The sequence below is a fragment of the Mesorhizobium sp. CNPSo 4671 genome (assembly GCF_057784245.1).
Window position 1 is genome coordinate 398713 of sequence record NZ_JBWLUW010000002.1, and the last position, 21495, is coordinate 420207.

Below are 21495 nucleotides of genomic sequence, written 5' to 3' on the forward strand. Positions count from 1 at the left end.
TTTCTGACTCCGGCTCAGCGATTTGTCTGTCGCGCCTTTGCCGGCGCTGCATGGCGCGGCGAACAGAGGCCCTTGCCGCCGAATTGCTGCTGCAGCCGGGCGGTCCGGTCGGTGCGCTGGCGGTAGCCGCCGTCGCCGTCGAGCAGGTATTTTGTCCGCTGCTTGTCGCGCGGCTGCGATGCCGTCGTCTTTGACGAGACTGCCTTCCTGACCGGTTCTATCGCCTCGGTGGACCTGCGATCGGTCCTGATCCCAGTGTCCTGCATGGCCCGGCCCACGGCCTGCTCGATCAGGTCCTTGCTGTTCTGGCCGAGGAAGCTCGACACCAGCCCGGCGACATCTGTGGCGATGTCCTCGACTTGATCGTCTTGATCGTCGTCGGTGGAGGCGGCCAGCGGCGAAGCGCCCGGCTGAACGGCCTTTTCCGGGCGCCGGCTCTTGCCCAGCTGCTTCCAGAGAATGAATGCGAAGATAAGTGCAAAGACTACAAACGACATTCGACCAGCCCCGTTCCGTGGTCCGCGTTGATTGCAGGATTGAAGATGTTCCGCCCGTTCAGCGCGCCTTTGGCGCCGCACGCTCGTCCTCAGGCACGAACGATCCACCTTCCGCCGCTCAGCGGATCAATGGCGGTGCCTGTCGACTTCCCTCCCAGTTGACGCGTCAAACACATTTTTCCCCGGACGGGGCTGTCCGGAACAATGGATGGGCAAAAGCTGCGTCGTTGATAAGGGAAGTCTCAAATAGCAGCCATACACATTATCGCGAGCGAATACGGTCGCGGGCGTCGCCGGCTTTCCGGCGGGAAGCCGCTGCGCGACCCTCCGCGCGGCCAAGTGACCTTGCTTAAAGCCGCGTAATTGGGCTCAATGGCCGGCCACGCTGCGAGGGAGGGTATCGAGATGAGGCAAGACAGTCCACGGCCGCTGGCCGAGATCGCCAGCTATCACGCCCATATCTACTTCGACGGGCCGGCCGAGCGGCAGCATGCCGAATGGCTGAGGCTTCGCATCGGCGAGCGTTTCCGCGTGCGCCTTGGCAATTGGCACGACAAACAGGTCGGCCCGCATGACCAGCCCATGTATCAGGTCTCCTTCGCCAACGAGATTTTCGGCGCGCTCGTTCCGTGGCTGATGCTGAACCATGGTGGCCTGAGCATCCTCATCCACCCGAACACCACCAACCCCAAGCGCGACCATCTGGTCGATCCGGTCTGGATCGGCCGGCCGCTGGGCGTGCACGGCGACACACTTCCGGACGAAGATGAGGCGGAAGAGGCGCTGGACGTCAACACCGAGCCGTCGCTGCCGGCGTAGCCCGAAAACCTCCAGAGGTCGCCGGGGTTACGAATGATGAATCGAGGAGCTCATTCTACACTCAGAACATCTGAAAAATTGTTCGAGTTGACGGTCAATGGACGAAATTGAAATAAGGGCGACCACGTTTGGGTACGTCATTGTAGGTGTGATTTTGGGGCCGCTCGTACTGCTCTATGGTTACAATGTCGTGTCTCACAGGACCGGGCTTCTTCCCCTTCTTTACCCAGCCACGCTATTGATTTTGGCGTGGCTTTGGCTCTCAGCCTTCCGGATCCAAGTTAGGGGCGGACGTTTGATCTACCGCACATTGTTTGGCCGCGCGCAAATTTCTTTGAGCGGCGTTACTTCGGCAGCCTTCGAGTCGGGCGTTCAACGGCGGTCAGATGTTCTCCGCAGCTGGCGGCGATTGAGATTATCAAGCGTTAATGGCCTTCATAGCAGCGTGTTCATAAATACAACGGTGTTCAAGCGAGCGGACATTCTGAGGTTGTTGTCGATTCTGGAAGCCTACAACGTTAAATTGAAGCGAAGTGTGTAAAAGTCCGGCCACTTTTCCTGATCGTGTCGAGGGGGCGTCGGCGGAGCGGCAGATCAGTTCTGACCTCAACTCGCTATTTCGGACGTCCAACCTGAGTCAAAGTCGTCGGAGCTGTTGATCATTCGGAGATCAACCTATTCCATTCAGTCCAGATTGCATTGACGGGCGAGGCGCCGAATGAGTGCCTCATCCGAGCGGCCAAGTCGCAAAGAACGAAAGAAATGTTCGCCGCCATTGCCCGGTGACCGAGCCGAGACATATCGGGCCAAGGAGTTTGCCTCGTCGGATTTTCCCGCGCTTGCCAGGCATATGGCACCCAATCGATGAATGTGGGCATGAGCGTTCGGCTGCCGCGCGGCCCGGACCCCCCACGCCGCGGCTTCCTTTGTTCGGCCCAACCGCAGGAGCGCCGCGGCGCGGGCGACATGCATGGCGCAAAGAAACGGGTCGAAGGGCGAAAGCTCCCTGGCGCGATCAATGGCGTCGATGCCATTTTGCGGGTCACCGCTAAAAGACTGGATAAAGCCCATTGAATAATGCCCAAACGCGAAATTCGGGCTAAGTCGGACAGACGTGTCGAGGGCCGCAACCGCTTCTTCGGGCGCGCCTTTGATCCACAATGCCCGACCTAGCGCCGCTTGGGCGGCGGGGTCAAAAGCGTCCGTCGCCACGCCTCGCGCGGCAGCGTCGAAGGCAAGGCCCGCCTCCTCGTCTTCCGAGCCGGGCGCCAGCATGAAGGCACTCATCCAGTGGGTGAAGGAAAGGCTGGCATACGGTTGAGAGAAGCTTGGATCGAGTCGGATGGAGAGATCAAACAGACGCTGTGCGGCGATGTTATCTGCCTGGGTGAAACGGTGCATATGCCAAAGGCCGCGGTGATAGGCCTCCCAGGCATCGAGCTCGCCGGCATGCTTTCGAATTGCCAGATGTCGCTCGTTCAGGTCGACATGGGCCGCGATGGCCTGGGTGCATTCCGCTGCGATCGCCTCGCCGGCCGAGACTGCATCCGTGGCTGGAAATCTCCACCCCTCCGACCAAAGCACGCGCCCTTCGGCCGCCGTGATCAACTCGACGTCCAGCCGAAGGTCGGACGCTGTCGCCGATATACTGCCCGAGCAGACATAATCGACCTTGAGAAGCCTTCCAGAATCGCGTGCCTCCACCCCTTGGCTGCGCAGGACGCTGGTGGAGTTCGCCGCAATGACAAAAAGGCCGCGCGAACGCGAAAGGGCTCGAACCACGTCCCGCGTCACGCCGTCCGCCGTTAGCGAAAGCTCCACATCGGCGGAGAAGGGCAGGATCGCTATCGCGGCTCGCGTACGGCCCGAGCTGCGCGTCGGGCTTGGCTGTGGCGGGGGATTGGCGGTCCGCTCCATGCCTGTCAATGGATCGGCATAGAGATCATCGAGCGGATCGGCCGACAGGCTTTCCGTCACGAGCGCGTGCAGCAGTCGTCGGCCGTCCGCCGTTTCGTTCGGCATCGCGTCATCCACCGGCCATGCAGCGATACCCAGCCCCCAACCCACGACATCGCCGCCGCCTTGCGCGCTTCCCGATTTCGATGCGAGCGTCGAAGCCAAATCGTTGCCCTCGATCGCTTCGCCCGAAAGCAGGTAGCCGCGCCGCGAAACGGTACGCAGGAGCACATGATTTGCATCCTCGAGCGCGCGTCGGATGTCGGAGATGCATTGGGTGAGGGAATCGTCGGTCACGGTGACATTCGGCCAGACGGCGTCCATCAGCTCAGCCTTCGGCACGACGCGGCCGGCGTTGCGGATCAGGTAACTCAGCAGATCGAACGATTTCGGCCGTAGGGCGATTTCCCCCGAACCATTGCGCAGCAGGCAGGCGCCGGTGTCGAGGCTGAAGCCGGCGAAGCAGTAGATCGGCCCGGCCGTCATCCCAATTGCCCCTCGCTATTTCAGGACTTCTTCAGCGGTCTTTCAGGCTTATCTCCGGACTTACTCCTCGGACAGTGTAATGTCGCACTCAACGACGAAAGTGGCAAGTAACGCGCGGTTGAACGGACGACGGAGACATGTCTCGCGCGCTCACGCCGATGCTCGACCGGGGCCGACGAGTATCCGGGCAGAGGATCGCTCAAATCGGATCGCGTTGCCGCGTTTGAGTCCGAGGCTCTGGATCGCGCCCGGCGCCACGACGATGCTCGGCGCCATGACTCTTTGTCACCCGTCCACCGGGATGGGCAAGTTGGCCAAAACGGCCGTCGCACCTCTGGAGGAAACATCATGAGCATTGTCGCCTCGGGAGGATTCCAGACCGGGCTCGCGCTCGGCATGGCCTCAATGGCCTCGGTCGGGCCGAACAATTTGATGATGATCAGGGAAGGCCTGTTGCGTGGACGGGTGATGTTCGTCGCCAGCCTTGTCTGGGGAACCTATGTCGCCCTGATCGCCGCCTCTTATTTGCTCGGCGGATCGATCGCCAGTGTCGACCCGGCGTTCAGGGCGGTCCTTTCCTGGATCGGTCTGGTGGCCCTCGCATGGTTTGCGCTGCAATCCTTTCGTGCCGCATCGGTCGCCGGCCGTATTGAGGATCGCTCCGGTAGGGCCGAGACCGGCCGCTCGTGCCTCGCCCGCGTCATGGGCGTGGTGTGGATGAATCCGCTGACCTATGTCGAATTGGTGCTCGTGCCGGCCGCGCTCGGCCAGTCCTTCGCGGCGGGTGGCGCACGGCTCGAATTCGTCATGGCGCTTATCCTGATGGCGGCGCTGTGCTGCTACGGCTATTCGCTCGGCGGCGGCATGATGGCCTCGCTTCTGCGCAGCCGCGCCAGTCTGCGCCTCTTCGATCTGATTTCCGGCCTGATCCTCTCCGCCGTCGCGCTGACGATGGCGGCCGGGCTCGTTGCCCAATGAGTGTCGAGGTTCCTTCGGCGGCTGCATAAGCCCGTAAGCCTGCCTCCGCCGAACCTTCGCAGCTACCTACAAAGGAGATCCGATATGAAGCGGTTCACCGAGTTCAGAGGCACCATCGGCCGCATCGACTATGACGTCGAGCGCTGCACCTTTGACGGCGTCCCCGAACTCCATCCATTCCTCGCCGGGGCGCCAATGGGCGGCGACACGGATGGTGGCGCCGGGGCGGCCAACATAGCCGCGCAAGCCGGACCAGCCGACACGGCCGATGCCGGCCTGCGGTACAGCGCGTTGTCTCCTTTCACGCAGACGTCACCGCCCGAAGCGGCACGCTCTTTCACCAACCCCGCCCAGGCCCGCTGCATCGCCGAGACAGGTGTTGAAGAAACGCAAGTCGGATTGCCGCCATTTGGATCCAAGAGCCGGTGGACAAAATGAACAACGCCTCACCTTCCGAACAGATTACATCGACCGGGCACAAGCTCAGCGCCGGCGCGCATCTCGACGTCCACTATCTGGCGCTCAAGGACGAGTATGACGCCACTCTTCGCGCCGCCGGCATTCGACCGGGCTGGTCAGTGCTTGATGCGGGTGCGGGGAATGGGGTCTTCCTGCCTTTGATGGCGGAATTACTGGGCGCAGAGGGACATATCGAGGCGCTCGATTTGGCGCAGGAAAATGTCGAGGCAATCGAAGGTTTGATTGCAAGCCAGCAGCTTGCCTGTCCGATAGGTACGCGAACCGGCGACATCATCGCGCTGCCATATGAGACGGCCACGTTCGATGCCGTTTGGAGCGCGAACGCTACCCAATATCTGAGTGATGAAGATCTCACCCAAGCGATCAAAGAGTTCTGCCGTGTCGTAAAACCGGGTGGGCTTGTTGCCGTGAAGGAGGTCGATATCTCGGTTTGGCAGTATCAGCCACAGGATCCCAAACTGACGTGGCGCCTGCTCGATGCACTATCGGATGATGTACAGATCTCCGGCGCCATGAGGGGAACTCGCTTGTCAGCCTGGTTTCGAACGGCGGGCCTAAAGAACGTCACTGCCCTCACAACGCTGGCTGAGCGGCGTCAGCCACTCAGGCCCGTGGAGCGCGAATACATCCGCAACAATCTCGAATTCTTATCCGGGCTCGCTCGAACGTGCGACTTGCCAGAAGCGGATCACCACCAATGGAAGGCGATCGGCGAAGAGCCGGAGCGCCTGATTTCCAACCTCGACTTCTGCTATCGCGAAATGTGGGTTCTCAGTCTGGGTATTGTGTCGAAGTGCTAAGGCAATCTTCGCCGCTGACCCATTAGTGGCACTCGATTCGGTGAGCAGGCGAAATTGACCCCAGCGGCCGAGATACGGCGCAAAAGCAGCGATTCGGCATTGGTGCGAGGGTCGGCCTCGGCTCAAGCTCCGTCATTCAGAGCCAGATTCGCCCCTAATGCACCACCGCCCGCAGCCGCTCGCGCAATTCCCGTGGCGCGACGTCATACCGGCTCTTGAAGGCGCGGGAAAAATGCGCGCTGGAATTGAAGCCGCAGGCGAAGGCGATTTCGGAGATCGAGGCCGAGGCGCGGGCGGGGGACAATAATTCCTCCTTGCTCCGCTCCAGGCGGCGGTCCCAGACGAAGCGTTCGAGCGTGGCGCCTTCGCCTTCGAAGGCACGGTGCAGATAGCGGCGCGAGCAGCCCATGTGGCGGGCAATGTCTTCGGCCGACAGGCTGCTGCGCGCCAGATTGGCGTCGATATAGGCGACGATGCGCTCGCGCAGCGCTTCGAGCGGCGAGCGGCGGAATTCGGGCGCCATGGGCTTCGCCTGGATCAGGCCGTTGACGAGCTGAACGAGACTGTCGCCGACGCGCCGGCTGCCGGCCTCGTCCAGCCTGTGCGCCTCGCCGATCGCCATCTGCATCAGGCCGGAGACGATGTGGGTCAGGCTGTCTTCCATGCCGGGCAGCGGCAGCGGGGCGGAGAGACGGGCCAGCGTGTCGTCGCCGAAGGTCGAGCGCGGCACCTGCAGGATCAGTTGGTCGACATCACTGAGGTTCTGCAGGGAGTAGCTGCGCACCGGGTCGTAAATAATCGCCGATTGCGGGCCGAGGTCGACGGCGACCTGCTGCTGCTCGAAACGGCTGCGGCCTCTGATCTGCATCAGGATCTTGATCGCGTCGGGGTCGAAGCTGCGCCAGAACAGCCGGTCGTTGAGCACCAGATGTGAATTGGCCTTGATCTCCGACAGCCGGCAGGCGCCGAGATTGACCGACACAAGCTGCGGGATCGACGGCTCCGTGCCGCGCGGGAAGCGCTGCGTGATCGGGCCGAACAGCAGGCGCGATGTCGACAGGAAAGCCTCGCCATTGGCGATGCTGACGTGGTGGGCGGCAGCGTGCATGTGTTCCTCCTCCAAACAAGCCTTCCCGTCTTGGCGCGGGATTGTGGCGCGGGCTTATGCAACGATCAACAACTTAACATGATAATTATCTCTGCCGCAACGGCACCGATGCATGCCATTGTTCGCCGGTGAGCTCGGCGGAGATGCGGCGTCCTGCTTCGCGCGCGGCCTGTCCCTGGCGCTCGGCGGTCGTGTCGTCGATGCGCGACAGCGGCGAGGCCACGGCCAGCGTGCCGACAGGAAAGCCGTCCGAACCGAGGATGGGGGCGGCGACCGAGTGCACGCCCTCCTCATAGCCCTGGGCGCTGCGCGAATAGCCGCGTGTCGCCGCCAGCCGCACGGCCTGCATCACCTCCTCGCGGCTGGTCATGGTGTGCTGGGTGAAGGCGGTCAGCGGCTTGGCGAAATGCACTTCCACGGTTTCCGGGCGCGAGAAGGCGAGGAAGGCGATGCCGGACGCGGTGCCGTGCAGCGGCAGGATCTGACCGACGTCGACGCTGACGCGGTTGGCCCTGGCCGAAAGCTCGACATGCACGGTGAGCAGCGCGCCGGCGCTGAATTCGGACAGATGCACGGTCTCGCCGGTCTCCAGCGCCAACTCGCGCACGATGGGTGCGGCGACGCGCACGAAGGGCAGGTGCGCGTCGCGCATGCGCGCCAGGCGGGACAGGCCGGCGCCCAGCCGATAGCGGCGGCTCAGCGGCTCCTGCTCGATCAGCCTGTGCTCGGCCAGCGCCACCAGCAGCCGCCGCGCCGTCGCCTTGTCGAGGCCCGACTTGCGGGCAATGTCGGAAAGGCCGATCTCCGGCTCCTTCGGCGTGAAAAGCTCCAGCAGCGAAATCGCCTTGCCGACCGTGCTCATTGCAGAAATCCTCGATTTATTTAGCGTGTTAACTAGTAGATAGTTAGCGTGTGAATTAACTTGACAGCGGCCTTTGCGGCTTGCAGTCTGGCTATAACATACAAAACGTCGGTTCATATGATGAACCGGCATGGGAACGTAAAAAACAACGGCAAAAGCGGTTTCGCGGGAACGCCAACGGTGGCCGCCGCACGCAATGCCGAAATGCCGGAGCGGCCCGTGTGGCACGCAACCGGTGGTGAGGAGCGAGACGACATGCCCGACAGAAGTGCCGACCTGGTTCTCAGCAATGGCCGCATCTACACGCTCGATCGCAAGCGGCCATGGGCCTCGTCGGTGGCCGTCAAGAGCGGGCGCATCGTGGCGGTGGGCGAGGCGGATGCCGTCGCCGGCCTGACGGGGCCTGAAACGCGCGTCATCGATCTCGGTGGCGCCATGCTGATGCCGGGTATTGTCGACGTGCATGCGCATCTGATGATGGGTGGGCAGGCCGAGCTGTTCGAGTTGCGTTTTCCCCCGACGGCAAGCTTCGAGACGCTGATCGCACGCGTCGGCGCGGCCGCCGCCAAGGCGCCGGAAGGCTCCTGGATCATCGGCGGCCAGTGGGGCAGTGATCTCCTGCCGAAGCTCAACACGTTGGAAGCGCTGGCGGCGCTCGACAGAGCGAGCCAGGGCCGTCCGGTGATGCTGCGCGACGACACCTATCACAACCGGTGGATCAACTCTGAGGCGCTGCGCCTGGCCGGCGTCTCGGCCGCCACGCCGGACCCGGAGAAGGGCTCGATCGGGCGAGACCCGGCAACCGGTGCGCCGACCGGTATGATGATCGAATCCGCCGCCGGCATCGTCGAAAGCACCATCGCCAGATCGGGTCACTACACCGAGGCGATGGACCGCGCGGCCATGGCGCGGTCGATCGCCACGCTCAATTCCTACGGCGTCACCGCCTTCCTCGACGCTGCCGCCATGCAGCCGATTCTGGCGGCGCTGAAAGGCCTCGACGATCGCGGCGAGCTGACCGCCTGGTCGGTGTCGGCGATGCCGGCGGTCGAACCGTCCTTCATGTTCGGCATCGCCGGCGACGCGCTGATCGCGCTGCGCGAGAATTATCGCGGCGTTCATGCCAAGCCCGATTTCGTCAAGGTTTTCCTCGACGGTGTGCCGGGCGCGCGCACCGCCGCCTTCCACGAACCCTATACGGACGACCCGATCCTCGGCTGCTGCTTTCGCGGCTCGACCATCGTCACCGTGCCCGAGCTGATTCGCTGGGTCGGCAAATGCGAGAAGCTTGGGCTCGGTGTGAAGATCCACTGCGCCGGTGACGCCGCCGTCAGCCAGGCGCTCGACGCCATCGATGTCGTGCGCTCCTTCAACGGCCCGACCAGGCTGATCCACCACATCGCGCATGCCAGCTACATCGCGCCGGCCGATATCGCCCGCTTCGCCGAGTTGGGCGTTGCCGCCGACCTGTCGCCCTTCCTGTGGTATCCGACCAGCTTCCTCGAAGGCCACAAGCAAACGATGGGCGACGCGCGGGCCCAACGTTTCTGGCCGAACAAGGATCTCTTGGAAGCCGGCGCGCTGCTCGCCGGCGGTTCGGACTGGCCTGTGATGCCCAACCCCGATCCGTGGGACGGCATCGAGGGGCTGGTGACGCGCCGCAACCCGAGCGGCGAGTTCAAGGGTGCGGCGCTGTGGCCGGAGCAGGCACTCGATGTCGCCACCGCGCTCGAAATCTTCACCATCAATTCGGCCCGCGCCATTGGTCTCGCCGACACGGTCGGCTCGATCGAGATCGGCAAGTCGGCCGACTTCATCAAGCTCGACCGCAACGTGCTGGAGACACCCTCCGACGAGATCGCCGACACCAAGGTGCTGACCACCTGGTTCGAGGGGAGGGTCGTGTATGAGCGGAGCTGACCGCCCGATCCCGGTGACGGTGCTGACCGGCTTTCTCGGCTCGGGCAAGACCACGGTGCTCAACCGCCTGCTGCGGCGGCCGTCGCTTGCCGGGGCCGCCGTCATCATCAACGAGTTCGGCGCCATCGGCCTCGACCATTTGCTGATCGAGGCGAGCGAGGAGCAATTCACGCTGCTCGACAATGGCTGCATCTGCTGCACGGTGCGTGGCGATCTGGTGGCGACGCTGAAGGCGCTCGACCAGCGCAGCCGTGCCAACGATGTGCCTGAACTGACCCATGTCGTGATCGAGACGACGGGGCTCGCCGATCCAGCACCGATCTTGCACACGCTGATGGCCGAGCCGGAACTCGCCGGCCGCTATGTCATCGCCGGCGTCGTCACCACGGTCGATGCGGTCAATGGCTGGTCGAACCTCGACCGGCATGCCGAAGCGGCCAAGCAGGCCGCGGTCGCCGACCGGCTGCTGGTCACCAAGACCGATCTGGTTCCGGCGGAAGCGCTGAGCGACTTGCAGCGCCGGCTGGCGGCGCTCGCGCCGACGGCACGGCAAAGCCTGGCGCATCATGGCGAGGCCGATTTCGACGTTCTCGACAACCAGCATCTTGGTGTGGCAGCCGATCCCGACAGGATCGCCGCGTGCCTGGAGATGGCCGGGCAGGAATGCGGGCCTGGCTGCGCGCATGACCACGAACATCATCATCATGGCCACGTCCATCACGGCATCCAGTCCTACAGCTTCGTCATCGACAAACCCGTCGAGTGGACGGCCTTCGCGCGCTGGCTCGATTATGTCGCGGCGCTGAAGGGCGAGGACCTCTTGCGGCTGAAGGGCCTGGTGCATGTCACCGAGCAGCCGGAACGGCCGCTGGTGCTGCACGGCGTGCAGCATGTCTTCCATCCGCCAATACGGCTCGATGCATGGCCATCGGCCGACCGGCGCACGCGGCTGGTGTTCATCGTGCGCGACATTGCGCGCGAGACGATCGCACGCACGCTGGTGAAGTTCGCTTCCATCGATGCCGCCATCATCAGGGCGCCGGATCGCGCCGCAGCATGATCAGAAAATGATTCAGGAAAACCAGGGGAGTGACTGACATGCAATGGAAATCCAGCCTGCTCGCAGCCGCCTTTGCCGGCTTGAGCCTTGCTGCAACAGCCGGCACGGCATTCGCCGCCGGCCCGACCTGCAAGGACGGAACGATCAAGGTCGGCGCGGTATCGACTATCACCGGTCCGGCCGATTTCAGCGAGGTGCCGAAGGCGACGCAGGCGGCCTTCGACGCCGTCAACGCCGCCGGCGGCATCAATGGCTGCAAGATCGATTACACCATCGCCGACGACAAGGCCGACCCGGCGGTTGCCGCGCAGGCGGCGCGTGACCTGATCGACAACAAGGAAGCGGTGGCGCTGGTCGGTTCGGGCAGCCTGCTCGACTGCGCCGTCAACTCCGCCACCTACAGCCGCAAGAAGATCCTGTCGGTGCAAGGCCTCGGCGTCGATGCCGCATGCTTTTCCTCGCCCAATGTCGCGCCGGTCAATGTCGGGCCCTACACGCTCTCCACCGCGATGGCCTGGTACGCCACCAACCAGCTGAAGAGCGAGAAATTGTGCGCCTTCTTCATCATCATCGGCGGCACGCAGGAGGCCTACAAGAAGGCGATCGAGAACTGGGAGAAGATCTCCGGCAAGAAGATCCATCTCATCGACCTGACGCTGCCCTTCCAGGGCGATCTGACGCCCTATGTCATCAAGGCGCGCGACGCCGGCTGCGACGCGGTGCTGACCAACCAGGTCGAGCCGCAAGTGGTGCAGCTGATCAAGACCGTCGACGCGCAGAAGATCACAGGCATCAACTGGCTGTTCCTGGCGCCGGGCTATACCGAGCAGGTCGCCTCGGCGCTCGCCGACACCAAACAGCCGATCTATGTCGGCACCGAATGGGAGCCCTTCACCGAGAAGAGTTCGGCCGCCAACGCGCAATGGGCGGCCGACATGCAGAAGGCCGGCCGGCCGTTGACCGCCTTCTCGCAAGGCGGCTATCTCGCCGCCCAGCTGTTCCTCAAAGTGGTGGCGTCGATCGACGGCGAGGTGACGCGCGAGAGCGTGAGCAAGGCGCTGCACGAGATGCAGCCGATCACCAATCCGCTCGCTGGCTCACCCTATGTCTTCGGCACGGCCAAGACGCATTCGCCGATGCAGGCGACCAAGGTGATGAGACTGGAAAAGGGCGCCTGGACGGTCGAGACGCCGGACTGGGTCGTGCTGCCGCAGGCCAAGTAAGTCCTCCCGGGGCGTTGGCGCCGCTCCTCACCTGCCTGCCGGCATCCAGGCTCTCCGTTCACGGGGAGAAATGTCCGGTCCACCCTCCGCAGCTGCTGCGGAGGACGGGCAGGACAATGAGGGGCGGCGCCGACCTCGCCAAAGAATTCGGCTCGAAGCCCGCCCATTTCTCCAGACTGGGAATCCAATGAACGCATTGCTCACATCCGCCGTGGCGGGGCTGACAGCCGGAGGCACCTATGCCTTGCTCGGCGTCTGCGCCGTCTTCACCTACCGGCTGGTCGCCGTGGTCAATTTCACCGGCGCGGCGATCGGCACGGCCGGGACCTTCGTGCTGATCGCGCTCTACGAAGCCGGTTTTCCGATCTGGCCGTCCGTGCTGGCCGGCATCGCCGCCGGCACGCTGGTGGGCGTCGCCATCGGCTTTATCATGACGCGGTGGTTCGGCGAGGCCGGCGCCTCGACCAAGGCGGCGGTCACCGTGGCGCTGCTGGTCGGCATCATCGCCATCGGCCTGCGGCTGACCGGCGGCCAGCATCCGCACAACATGCCGGAACTGTTTCCCGGCTCCGCCTTCCGCATGGCCGGTGTCGAGGTGACGATCGCCTCGGTTCTGACCATTGGGCTCGCAGCGCTGTTCACCGTGCTTGCCGACCTGTTCCTCAACAACACCAAGGTCGGGCTCAATCTGCGCGCGCTGGCCGACCGGCCGATGGCGGCAGAACTGCTCGGCATCAGGGTGCAGCTTTTGTCGCTGCTGGTCTGGGGCATGACCGGCGCCTTCACCACCTTCGCCCTGATGATCATCGCGCCGCAGCGCTCGCCGAATTTCATGACGCTCAGCCTGCTTGTCGTGCCAGCCCTTGCTGCCGCCCTTGTCGGCCTGTTCCGCAGTTTCTGGCGTACACTGGCCGGCGGCATCGGGCTTGGCCTTGTCGAGGGCATGGCAAGCTCGGTCGACAGCATCAGCCAGTATCGCAGCGCCATCCCGTTCCTGGTCGTGCTCGCCGTTCTCCTGTGGTCGCAGCGGGAGGCCCGTTGGGATGAAGCGCGCTAGTCTGAAAGCCTCGCTGATCGTCATTGCCGCAGCACTTGTCGCCGGCAGTGTCGCCTGGCTCGGCCTGCTGCCGTCCTACTGGGTGTTCCTGGCCACCTCGGTGCTGATCACCGGCGTCGCGCTGCAGAGCCTCGGGCTCGTCGCCGGCCGCACCGGTATGATCGCGCTCTGCCAGATGTCGTTTGCCGGCGTCGGCGCCTGGACCGTCGGCTACCTCAACCTCGCCGAGGCGCCGGGCGGACTGCCCGTGTGGATCCTCATCGGCGGGCTGGCGGCGGTGCCGCTTGGCGTCGCCATCGGCCTGCCGGCGCTGCGGCTGCGCGGCATCAACCTCGCCATCGTCACGCTGTCCTTCGCCACCGCCTTCGACACCATACTGGCGACGATGACCTATCCCGGCCAGACCGATTTCCTGCAGGTGCCGCGGCCGGAATTGTTCGACAGCGACGAGGGCTATTTTGTCTTCGTGCTGCTGTGCTACGTGGCCGTCGCGGTGGTGCTTGAAGTGCTCAGCCGCTCGCGGCTTGGCGCGTCGTGGCTGGCGGTGCGTCATTCCGAGCGCGCGGCCGCCGCGCATGGCGTCAGCATCGCCATGGCTAAGCTTTCCGCTTTCGCCATATCGGCCTTCATTGCCGGCATCTCTGGCGGCTTGCTCGCCGGCTATCTCGGCACGCTGGTCTCCGAAAACTTTGGCATGATGCAGTCGCTGTCGCTCTATGCGGTGGCGGTCATGACCGGCGCGCATTTCGCCGAGGGCGCCATCATCGGCGGGCTGCTGGTGGTGATGTTCCCCGAAATCCTGCGCCGGCTCGATCTGCCGCAGGATATCGGCAATGTGCTGTTCGCCATCGGCGCCACCCAGGCGCTGTCGACCGGCGAGACGATGAGCGAGACTTTTCGCCGGCAGTTGCGAAAGCTGATGCCGGCACGCGTCAAGGCGGCCGCGTCAGCGTCGGCAAGCGATCTACCGGCTCCAGTCAGCCGCGCCGCCGGCCCGGCGCTCAGCATCGAAAACCTCACGGTGCGCTATAGCAGCGTGGTGGCACTCGATGGCGTCAGCCTCACGGTTGCCGCCGGCACCGTCGCCGGGCTGATCGGCCCCAACGGCGCGGGCAAATCGACCTTCATCGACGCCGTCGCCGGCTTCCTGTCGAGCTATGAGGGCAGCATCAAGCTGGGCGACAAACCGCTCGAAGGCATGCCGGCGCATCTGCGCGCCCGCGCCGGTGTGCGCCGGACCTGGCAGACCAACCGCATCGCGCCGGAACTCACTGTCGGTGGCTATCTGGCGCTGGCCGCCAAAGGCTTGTCGGCGAGCGAGACCAAGGCGATCCTCGGCTGGCTCGATTGTCCCGATCCAGACACGCTGGTGGTCTCGGTCGACGCCGGCACCAGGCGGCTGCTCGATGTCGCCGGCGTGGTCGCGGCGCGGCCGGCGGTGGTGCTGCTCGACGAGCCGGCCGCTGGGCAGTCGCATGAGGAGAGCGTGCGGTTGGGGCAACGCATCGCCGAAATTCCGAAATTGTTCGGTTCGGCGGTGCTCCTGGTCGAGCACGATATGGATCTGGTGCGGGCGGTGTGTTCGGAGGTGACCGTGCTCGACTTCGGCCGCGTCATCGCGTCGGGTCCGCCGGCCAAGGTGCTCGACCAGGGTTCGGTGAAGAAGGCCTATCTCGGCATCGAGGAAGAGAGCGTGGCGGCATGAGCAAGCTCGTCGTTTCCAACCTCTCGATCAACCGCGCCGAATTGCCTGTCGTGTCGTCGCTCGACATAGCCGTCGAGAGCGGTGCCATCAGCGTCGTGCTCGGCGCCAACGGCGCCGGTAAGACGACGCTGCTCGAAGGCCTGTCCGGCATCATCCCGGTCGCCCGCGGTTCGATCGCCATCGACGGCCGTGAGATCCAGAAGGCACGGCCCGGCGTGCGCTCGCGCGAAGGCCTTGCCCATGTCGAGCAGGGCCGCACCGTGTTCCGGCAGTTGACCACCGAGGAGAATCTTCGGGTGAGCCTGCACCCGGGATCCGATCTTGGTGAGGCCTATGCGCTGTTCCCCGAACTGGTGCAGCGGCGCACGGTGAAGGCGAGCCTTTTGTCAGGCGGCGAGCAGCAGATGCTGGTCATCGCCCGCGCGCTGCTGACACGGCCCAAAGTGCTGCTCATCGACGAGATGTCGGCTGGCCTGGCGCCGGTCATCGTCACAAGGCTGATGAGCGCGGTGCGCAAGCTCGCCGACAACGGCCTGGCGGTGCTGCTGGTCGAGCAGTTTGCCGCGCTCGCGCTGTCGATCGGCAACCGCGCCTATGTCATGCGCCGCGGCCGCGTCGTCCATGACGGCGACTGCCTAAAACTGCTCAAGTCGCCGGATGAACTGCACCGGCTTTATCTCGGCGGATAAGGCGGTTAGCCGGCGCGCTTCCAGCAAGCGATGAAATGGCCTGATGCAATCTCCTTGGCCACCGGTTCGGCGGCCTGGCAGCCGGCGTCCGCCAGCGGGCAGCGGCCGGCGAAGGCGCAGCCGCCAGGAGCAGCTTCGGTGGCGGCTTGCGCTTCGGCCATGGTCGTCGCCTGCCCATCGTTGGACGACGCCGCCAGTAGCATCTGCGTGTAGGGATGGTTGGGGCCGGCGAAGATCTGGTCGGACGAACCGGTCTCGACCAGGCGGCCGCGATAGAGCACGCCGATCCGGTCGGCCATGTAGCGCACGACCCTCAGATCATGGCTGATGAAGAGGTAGGCGGTATCCTCTTTCTTCTGCAGGTCGTTGAGCAGGTTGAGCACGGTCGCCTGCACCGAGACGTCGAGCGCCGAGGTCGGTTCGTCCAGCACCACCAGCCGCGGCAGGCCGGCGAAGGCGCGCGCGATGGCGGTGCGCTGGCGCTGGCCGCCGGACAGCGTGCCGGGCTTCTGCTCCGCCGTGCTGCGGGCGAGGCGCACCGAGGCGAGGAGGTCACTGATGCGCTGCGGCACCGCGCGGCGGGGCAGGCCGGCCAACCGCCGCAGCGGGCGGCCGAGGATGCGGCTGATGCGCTGGCGCGGGTTGAGCGTGCGGTCGGGCGACTGGAACACCATCTGCACGTCACGCCGCTCGCTTGGCTGGCGCCGCTCGACCAGCGGCGCCACGGTCTTGCCGAACAGGTCGACCGTGCCCGCCATCGGCGGCTGCAGGCCGGTGACGATGCGGGCCAGCGTCGACTTGCCGGAACCGGATTCGCCGATCAGCCCAAAGGTCTCGCCGCTGGCGATGTCGAGGTCGATGCCATGCAGCACCGGCTGGCTGCCGAAGGATTGTCTTATCCCACGGCAGGACACGGCGATTTCGCGCTTTGGCGCAGGCAGGGCGCTTTCCGCCTGATCTCGCGCCGGTACATCCGAAGCCACGTCCACGGGGCTCGCATCCTCGGCCAGCCTGCCGTCGCGCTTGGTGCGGTTGAGCGTGGGAATGGCGGCGACCAGCGCCCGTGTGTAGGCGTGGCGCGGGTTGTCGAACACCTCGCCGGCGGCACCGGTTTCGACAATCGAGCCGGATTGCATCACCGAGACCCGGTCGCAGGAGCGGCGGATCAGATTGATGTCGTGGCTGATCAGCAGGATTGAGGTGCGGTGCTCGCGGCGCAGATCGTCGAGGATGGCGATGATCTCGGACTGGACGCTGGCGTCGAGCGCCGTGGTCGGCTCGTCCATCACCAGCAGCGACGGGTCGAGGGCGATGGCAATGGCGATGTTGGCGCGCTGCTGCATGCCGCCCGACAGTTCATGCGGGTAAAGTTGCAGCACGCGTTCGGGGTTGGCGACGCGCACGCGGCTCAGAAGTTGCGCCGCGCGCGCAAACGCCTCGTCATGATGCATCGGGCGATGGCGCAGGATCGTCTCGGTGATCTGGCCGCCAATGGTCATGCTCGGGTTCAGCGCCGAGCCCGGATGCTGGTAGACGGCGGCGATGCGGTCGCCGCGCAGCCGGCGCAGCTGGTCGGCGGAGAGGTCGCGGATCTCGCGGTTTTCGAAGGCCAGCTGCGCGGCTTCGACCCGGGCGTGTTTGGGTAGGTAGCGCAGCACCGCCAGCGCCACCGAGCTCTTGCCGGACCCTGACTCGCCGACCAGCCCGAGCGCTTCGCCCTGGCCAATGCGCACCGATATGTCATCGACCGCCCGGTGGATGTGCCTGGCTCCTCGGTAGGAAACGGAGAGGTGCTCGACGTTTAGAACTGAGGACATGGGGGACGGGAAACCACTTTCTGCGCGCGCCACGATCAGGGGCAATCGCTTCCGCTTTCACATGGAACAATCTCTATAAAATTACTCGAATTAAGCTCGAGCGCAATCTAACTTTCGCTGACTGGAAGATTTTCGGGGCACGGCCACAGGCCGCAGCACTGGCGGTTTTCCGCATCCGCAGGGAAGGGAATCGAGATGTCGCACATGATCCTCAGCGCGTTCTTCTTCAACCCGCAGGGCGACCACCGCATGTCCTGGCGCCACCCCCGCGCGCCGGGGCGCGAAGTGCTCGACTTCGACTACTATCGCGAGCTGGTGCAGGCGGCGGAACGGGCGCGGATCGACACCATCTTCGTCGCCGACCACGTGTCGATCTGGGATTCGCTCAAGAGCGGCGTCGCGCACTACGCCAATGCCCGCCTGGAGCCGCTGACGCTGCTGTCGGCGCTGGCCGCCGTCACCAAACATATCGGCCTGATCACCACGGCGTCGAGCTCCTACAGCGAGCCCTACAATGTCGCGCGGCTGTTCGCTTCGCTCGACCATATCAGCAAGGGCAGGGCGTCGTGGAACGTCGTCACCTCGGCGATGGACGAGGAGGCGCGCAATTTCGGCCGCGACGGCAACATCGAGCACGCCTTCCGTTATGAGCGGGCCGGCGAATTCCTCGATATCGTCAAGGCGCTGTGGGACAGCTGGGAAGATGAGTCGCTCCTCATCAACAAGGAGACGGGCTATTTCGCCGATCCCGACAAGGTCCATCCGATCGACCACAAGGGCAAGCATTTCAAGGTGCGCGGGCCGCTCAACGTGTCGCGGCCGCCGCAGGGCCATCCGCTGATCGTCCAGGCCGGTTCGTCGGAGGACGGTAAGAATTTTGCCACCGCCCAGGCCGATGCGCATTTCGCCATCTACAGCACCAGGGAAGACGGCATCAAATACCGCCAGGACATCAACGAGCGGCTGGCCCGCCATGGCCGGCGGCCGGAAAGCTTCAAGATCCTGCCCGGCATCCTGCCGATCGTCGCCGCTTCGGAGGCGGAAGGCCGCGACAAGCAGGAGTATCTGCAGAGCCTGCTTCCCGACCAGGTCGGCATCGACCTTCTGTCGAGCTGGAGCGGTATCGATCTTTCGGCCTATCCGCCTGATGGGCCGCTGCCGCCGCTGCCGGACGAGAGTACCTTCAATGGCGGCCGCACCTCGCTCAACCGCGTCAAGCAATGGTCGAAGCAGAATCTCAGCCTGCGCGACATTGCCCGCAAGCTCGCCAACAGCGGCTCGGTGCCGACGGTTGCCGGCACGCCGAAGCAGATCGCCGACCAACTGGAAGACTGGTTCGTCGCGGGCGCGGCCGACGGCTTCAACCTGATGTTCCCGCTGCTGCCCGAGGACTGGGTGAATTTCGCCGAGCAGGTGGTGCCGGAACTGCAGCGGCGCGGCCTGGTCCCGACCGAATATGCGCCGGGCACGTTGCGCGACCGTTTTGGCCTTGCCCGCCCCGCCAACCGCTTCGCCGAGCAGCGCGACAATGCGCGCGCCGTGTCCTGAGGAGGACCAGCCATGACCGCAGCGCCAAATCTTCAGCCGCGCGAAGCCACGGCTCCGCGTCTCGTCAACGTCCTGCACAGTCCGAAGCGTATCCGCGTCAAGTTTGGCGGCCGCACCATCGCCGACAGCCGCAATGTGCTGGTGCTGCGCTCCAACCATTTCCTGCCGATCTATTTCTTCCCGCCGTCCGCGGTCGATGCGTCGGTGCTGAAACCATCGCTGCACCGCGAGTCGCATGCCGTCGGCGGCGAGACCGCCTATTGGGACATCAACAGCGGCGACAGGCGCGCCGCCAATGCGGCGTGGTCGTTCACGGCACCACCGGATGAAAATCTGGCGCCGCTCGCCGGCCGCATCGCCTTCACCTGGAAGGCGGTCGACCAGTGGTTCGAGGAGGAAGAGGAAGTCTTCGTCCACGCCCGCGATCCCTATGCACGCATCGACGTGCTGCACAGTTCCAGCCATGTGCAGGTCTGGTTCGACGGCGAGATCATCGCCGACAGCCAGCGCCCGGTGCTGCTGTTCGAGACTCATCTGCCGACGCGTTTCTACCTGCCGCCGGAGGATGTCCGGCTGGAGCGGCTGACGGCGTCCGTTTCGACGACGCGATGTCCCTACAAGGGCATCGCCTCCTACTGGTCGGGCCTGCTGAAGGACGGTTCGGTTCGTCCCGACATCGCCTGGAGCTACCGCGACCCGATCGACGAAATGCCCAAGATCAAAGGGCTCATCGCCTTCTATCCGCAAGCGGTCGACCGCATCCATCTCGACGGCCAGCCGGCCTGACGGCGGCTTTTCACCCATTCTCCCAAACCATTTTCATGAGAGGCACACAATGACGAAACGTTCCGACATCGATTTGCTGCGCAACCAGTCCGGTGACATCTGGAATGTTGCGGTCGACGAATATGCGCAAGGCTTCCTCAAGCGCCGCGATCTCCTGAAATACGCAGCACTTCTCGGTCTCACCGGCTTTGCCGCCTCGCACGGGCTCTTCACGCCACGCGCGGCACGCGCGGCAGGAGCCGGTGGCGGCACGGTCCGCGTCGGTCTCGGCCAGCCGACCAAGGCGATCGATCCCGTCACGGTGACCGACCCGGCCAGCATCGGCGTGCTCAGCCAGGTCGGCGAATATCTGATCCTCGACGATCCCAAGGATGGGCTGCAGCCTAAGCTTGCTTTGTCGTGGGAAGCCGACGAGACGGCCAAGCGCTGGACCTTCAAACTGCGGCCCGGCGTGAAGTTCCACGATGGCCGCAGCGTCACCGCCAAGGATGTGGTGGCGAGCTTCGAGCGGCTGGTCGATCCGGCCAGCGGCTCGTCCGCGCTGTCGGCCTATAAGGGCATTCTCTCCAAGGGCGGCGCCAAGGTCGTCGACGACGAGACCGTCGCCTTCGATCTCGACCAGTCGAACAGCAACTTCCCGTTCTATGTCTCGTCCGACGTCTACAATGCCGTCATCGTGCCGGCCGACTATGCCGGCGATTTCGAGAAGAATTTCAACGGCACCGGTCCGTTCAAGCTGGAATCCTTCCGCCCCAAACAGGGCGCCACATTCGTGCGCAACCCGGACTATTGGGGCGACAAGGCGCTGCCCGACCGTGTCGAGATCAAGTTCTTCGACGACGAGCAGGCGCAGGTGCTGGCGCTGCAGGCCGGCCAGCTCGACGTCATCCCCAGCACCACGCGGCTGGAACTGGCGATCGAAGGCAATCCGAACTTCAAGCTGCTCAGCGTGCAGGCCAGCTCGCATGATCCGGCGCATCTGCGAACCGACCAGGCGCCGTTCACCGACAAGCGCGTGCGCCGTGCTCTGGCGCTGACCATCGATCGCGAGGCCGTGGTCAAGGGCCTGCTCAAGGGCCGCGCCATCGTCGGCAACGACACGCCGTTCGCGCCGATCTTCCCGTCGGCCGATCCGGCGGTGCCGCAGCGCAAGCAGGACATCGCTGAAGCCAAGCGCCTGCTCGGCGAAGCCGGCGTGCCCAACGGCTTCGAGGTGACGCTGACCACCGAGCGCGCCTACGACATTCCCGACTATGCCGTGATCATCCAGAACTTCGCCAAGAAGGCCGGCATCGACATCAAGCTCAACGTGCTGCCGCAGGATGCCTATTACGGCTCGGCGACGTTCGGCAGCTCGCCATGGCTGGATTCCAATCTCGGCATCACCGATTTCGGCCATCGCGGTACGCCCGACATCTTCCTCAACGCGACGCTGAAGAGCTCGGGCGCCTGGAACGCGGCGCATTTCAACAATCCGGACTATGACGCGCTGCTGCTCGAGTATGGCAAGGCCCGAGACCTGCAGGCGCAGCGCGTCGCCGCCGGCAAGATCCAGACCCTGCTGCTCGACGAGACGCCGCTGATCATCAGCTATTTCTCGCAATACAGCCGCATCGTCTCCTCGAAGGTCGAGGGCGTGCGCTTCACCGCCATCTCGCACCTGCTACTCGACAAGGTGTCGTTCGTGTGATCGCCTCGATGGCG

At 64.6% G+C, this 21495-nt stretch carries 18 protein-coding genes; 13 read left to right on the top strand and 5 right to left on the bottom strand.

The annotated features are described in order from the left end of the window. Window positions 1-14: 14 nt before the first annotated feature. Entirely contained in the window at window positions 15-497 is a 483-nt protein-coding gene (locus AC04SF_RS06310; RefSeq protein WP_488476998.1) for a hypothetical protein, read from the bottom strand. A 405-nt stretch (window positions 498-902) separates the two neighbouring features. Here AC04SF_RS06310 and AC04SF_RS06315 point away from each other — a divergent pair, with 405 nt between their 5' ends. Continuing rightward, window positions 903-1316 (top strand): DOPA 4,5-dioxygenase family protein, encoded by a 414-nt coding sequence (locus tag AC04SF_RS06315; RefSeq protein ID WP_488476999.1) that lies wholly within the window; start codon window positions 903-905, stop codon window positions 1314-1316. Window positions 1317-2000: 684 nt separating this feature from the next. Here AC04SF_RS06315 and AC04SF_RS06320 read toward each other — a convergent pair. Then, window positions 2001-3758, bottom strand: coding sequence for a winged helix-turn-helix domain-containing protein (locus AC04SF_RS06320; RefSeq protein ID WP_488477000.1), 1758 nt, complete (start codon window positions 3756-3758; stop codon window positions 2001-2003). 348 nt (window positions 3759-4106) lie between these two features. On the opposite strand from AC04SF_RS06320, the gene AC04SF_RS06325 reads away from it, so the two are divergent. The 3 genes from AC04SF_RS06325 (at window position 4107) to AC04SF_RS06335 (ending at window position 6016) form a co-directional block, all read left to right on the top strand. Continuing rightward, window positions 4107-4736, top strand: coding sequence for a LysE/ArgO family amino acid transporter (locus AC04SF_RS06325; RefSeq protein WP_488477001.1), 630 nt, complete (start codon window positions 4107-4109; stop codon window positions 4734-4736). Window positions 4737-4820: 84 nt separating this feature from the next. After that, entirely contained in the window at window positions 4821-5174 is a 354-nt protein-coding gene (locus tag AC04SF_RS06330) for a hypothetical protein (RefSeq protein WP_488477002.1), read from the top strand. Beyond that, on the top strand, window positions 5171-6016 hold the full coding sequence (locus AC04SF_RS06335) for a class I SAM-dependent methyltransferase (RefSeq protein ID WP_488477003.1): 846 nt from the start codon (window positions 5171-5173) through the stop codon (window positions 6014-6016). Before AC04SF_RS06330 ends, AC04SF_RS06335 begins: the two co-directional genes overlap by 4 nt. 154 nt (window positions 6017-6170) lie before the next feature. Here AC04SF_RS06335 and AC04SF_RS06340 read toward each other — a convergent pair whose 3' ends face one another. Together AC04SF_RS06340 and AC04SF_RS06345 are read right to left on the bottom strand one after the other, a co-directional pair. Further along, the gene (locus AC04SF_RS06340; protein WP_488477004.1) at window positions 6171-7124 is read right to left on the bottom strand and encodes a helix-turn-helix domain-containing protein; all 954 of its coding nucleotides are present in this window, start codon (window positions 7122-7124) and stop codon (window positions 6171-6173) included. A gap of 85 nt (window positions 7125-7209) precedes the next feature. Next, the gene (locus AC04SF_RS06345) at window positions 7210-7986 is read right to left on the bottom strand and encodes an IclR family transcriptional regulator (RefSeq protein WP_488477005.1); all 777 of its coding nucleotides are present in this window, start codon (window positions 7984-7986) and stop codon (window positions 7210-7212) included. 255 nt (window positions 7987-8241) lie between these two features. On the opposite strand from AC04SF_RS06345, the gene AC04SF_RS06350 reads away from it, so the two are divergent. The 6 genes from AC04SF_RS06350 (at window position 8242) to AC04SF_RS06375 (ending at window position 15640) form a co-directional block, all read left to right on the top strand. Further along, window positions 8242-9906, top strand: a complete 1665-nt coding sequence (locus tag AC04SF_RS06350; protein ID WP_488477006.1) for an amidohydrolase — start codon at window positions 8242-8244, stop codon at window positions 9904-9906. Beyond that, window positions 9893-10966 carry a CobW family GTP-binding protein gene (locus AC04SF_RS06355; protein WP_488477007.1) on the top strand — a complete coding sequence of 358 codons (1074 nt, stop codon included), beginning with the start codon at window positions 9893-9895 and terminating at the stop codon, window positions 10964-10966. Before AC04SF_RS06350 ends, AC04SF_RS06355 begins: the two co-directional genes overlap by 14 nt. Before the next feature lie 38 nt (window positions 10967-11004). Next, on the top strand, window positions 11005-12189 hold the full coding sequence (locus AC04SF_RS06360; RefSeq protein WP_488477008.1) for an ABC transporter substrate-binding protein: 1185 nt from the start codon (window positions 11005-11007) through the stop codon (window positions 12187-12189). A 187-nt stretch (window positions 12190-12376) separates the two neighbouring features. Beyond that, a complete protein-coding gene (locus tag AC04SF_RS06365; protein WP_488477009.1) occupies window positions 12377-13246 on the top strand; it encodes a branched-chain amino acid ABC transporter permease in 870 nt (289 codons plus the stop codon). Continuing rightward, entirely contained in the window at window positions 13233-14951 is a 1719-nt protein-coding gene (locus AC04SF_RS06370) for a branched-chain amino acid ABC transporter ATP-binding protein/permease (RefSeq protein WP_488477010.1), read from the top strand. The genes AC04SF_RS06365 and AC04SF_RS06370 overlap by 14 nt, the downstream gene beginning before the upstream one ends. Next, complete coding sequence (locus tag AC04SF_RS06375) at window positions 14948-15640, top strand: ABC transporter ATP-binding protein (protein ID WP_488477011.1); 693 nt, start codon at window positions 14948-14950, stop codon at window positions 15638-15640. Before AC04SF_RS06370 ends, AC04SF_RS06375 begins: the two co-directional genes overlap by 4 nt. 5 nt (window positions 15641-15645) lie before the next feature. On the opposite strand, the gene AC04SF_RS06380 is transcribed toward AC04SF_RS06375, so the two are convergent. Next, window positions 15646-17457, bottom strand: coding sequence for a dipeptide ABC transporter ATP-binding protein (locus AC04SF_RS06380; RefSeq protein ID WP_488477012.1), 1812 nt, complete (start codon window positions 17455-17457; stop codon window positions 15646-15648). Between the two features lie 195 nt (window positions 17458-17652). Between AC04SF_RS06380 and AC04SF_RS06385 the strand changes: the two genes are divergently transcribed. The 3 genes from AC04SF_RS06385 to AC04SF_RS06395 are packed head-to-tail and all read left to right on the top strand — an operon-like array spanning window position 17653 to window position 21481. Beyond that, window positions 17653-19005: an LLM class flavin-dependent oxidoreductase gene (locus AC04SF_RS06385; RefSeq protein WP_488477013.1), complete on the top strand. Its 1353-nt coding sequence runs from the start codon at window positions 17653-17655 to the stop codon at window positions 19003-19005. A 12-nt stretch (window positions 19006-19017) separates the two neighbouring features. Further along, a complete protein-coding gene (locus AC04SF_RS06390; protein WP_488477014.1) occupies window positions 19018-19791 on the top strand; it encodes a DUF427 domain-containing protein in 774 nt (257 codons plus the stop codon). A 49-nt stretch (window positions 19792-19840) separates the two neighbouring features. Next, window positions 19841-21481: an ABC transporter substrate-binding protein gene (locus AC04SF_RS06395; protein WP_488477015.1), complete on the top strand. Its 1641-nt coding sequence runs from the start codon at window positions 19841-19843 to the stop codon at window positions 21479-21481. Window positions 21482-21495: the final 14 nt, after the last annotated feature.

Bases quoted from the DNA above. Each gene is read 5' to 3' on its own strand.
- AC04SF_RS06310 (WP_488476998.1), bottom strand. From the start codon at position 497: ATGTCGTTTGTAGTCTTTGCACTTATCTTCGCATTCATTCTCTGGAAG.
- AC04SF_RS06315 (WP_488476999.1), top strand. From the start codon at position 903: ATGAGGCAAGACAGTCCACGGCCGCTGGCCGAGATCGCCAGCTATCAC.
- AC04SF_RS06320 (WP_488477000.1), bottom strand. From the start codon at position 3,758: ATGACGGCCGGGCCGATCTACTGCTTCGCCGGCTTCAGCCTCGACACC.
- AC04SF_RS06325 (WP_488477001.1), top strand. From the start codon at position 4,107: ATGAGCATTGTCGCCTCGGGAGGATTCCAGACCGGGCTCGCGCTCGGC.
- AC04SF_RS06330 (WP_488477002.1), top strand. From the start codon at position 4,821: ATGAAGCGGTTCACCGAGTTCAGAGGCACCATCGGCCGCATCGACTAT.
- AC04SF_RS06335 (WP_488477003.1), top strand. From the start codon at position 5,171: ATGAACAACGCCTCACCTTCCGAACAGATTACATCGACCGGGCACAAG.
- AC04SF_RS06340 (WP_488477004.1), bottom strand. From the start codon at position 7,124: ATGCACGCTGCCGCCCACCACGTCAGCATCGCCAATGGCGAGGCTTTC.
- AC04SF_RS06345 (WP_488477005.1), bottom strand. From the start codon at position 7,986: ATGAGCACGGTCGGCAAGGCGATTTCGCTGCTGGAGCTTTTCACGCCG.
- AC04SF_RS06350 (WP_488477006.1), top strand. From the start codon at position 8,242: ATGCCCGACAGAAGTGCCGACCTGGTTCTCAGCAATGGCCGCATCTAC.
- AC04SF_RS06355 (WP_488477007.1), top strand. From the start codon at position 9,893: ATGAGCGGAGCTGACCGCCCGATCCCGGTGACGGTGCTGACCGGCTTT.
- AC04SF_RS06360 (WP_488477008.1), top strand. From the start codon at position 11,005: ATGCAATGGAAATCCAGCCTGCTCGCAGCCGCCTTTGCCGGCTTGAGC.
- AC04SF_RS06365 (WP_488477009.1), top strand. From the start codon at position 12,377: ATGAACGCATTGCTCACATCCGCCGTGGCGGGGCTGACAGCCGGAGGC.
- AC04SF_RS06370 (WP_488477010.1), top strand. From the start codon at position 13,233: ATGAAGCGCGCTAGTCTGAAAGCCTCGCTGATCGTCATTGCCGCAGCA.
- AC04SF_RS06375 (WP_488477011.1), top strand. From the start codon at position 14,948: ATGAGCAAGCTCGTCGTTTCCAACCTCTCGATCAACCGCGCCGAATTG.
- AC04SF_RS06380 (WP_488477012.1), bottom strand. From the start codon at position 17,457: ATGTCCTCAGTTCTAAACGTCGAGCACCTCTCCGTTTCCTACCGAGGA.
- AC04SF_RS06385 (WP_488477013.1), top strand. From the start codon at position 17,653: ATGTCGCACATGATCCTCAGCGCGTTCTTCTTCAACCCGCAGGGCGAC.
- AC04SF_RS06390 (WP_488477014.1), top strand. From the start codon at position 19,018: ATGACCGCAGCGCCAAATCTTCAGCCGCGCGAAGCCACGGCTCCGCGT.
- AC04SF_RS06395 (WP_488477015.1), top strand. From the start codon at position 19,841: ATGACGAAACGTTCCGACATCGATTTGCTGCGCAACCAGTCCGGTGAC.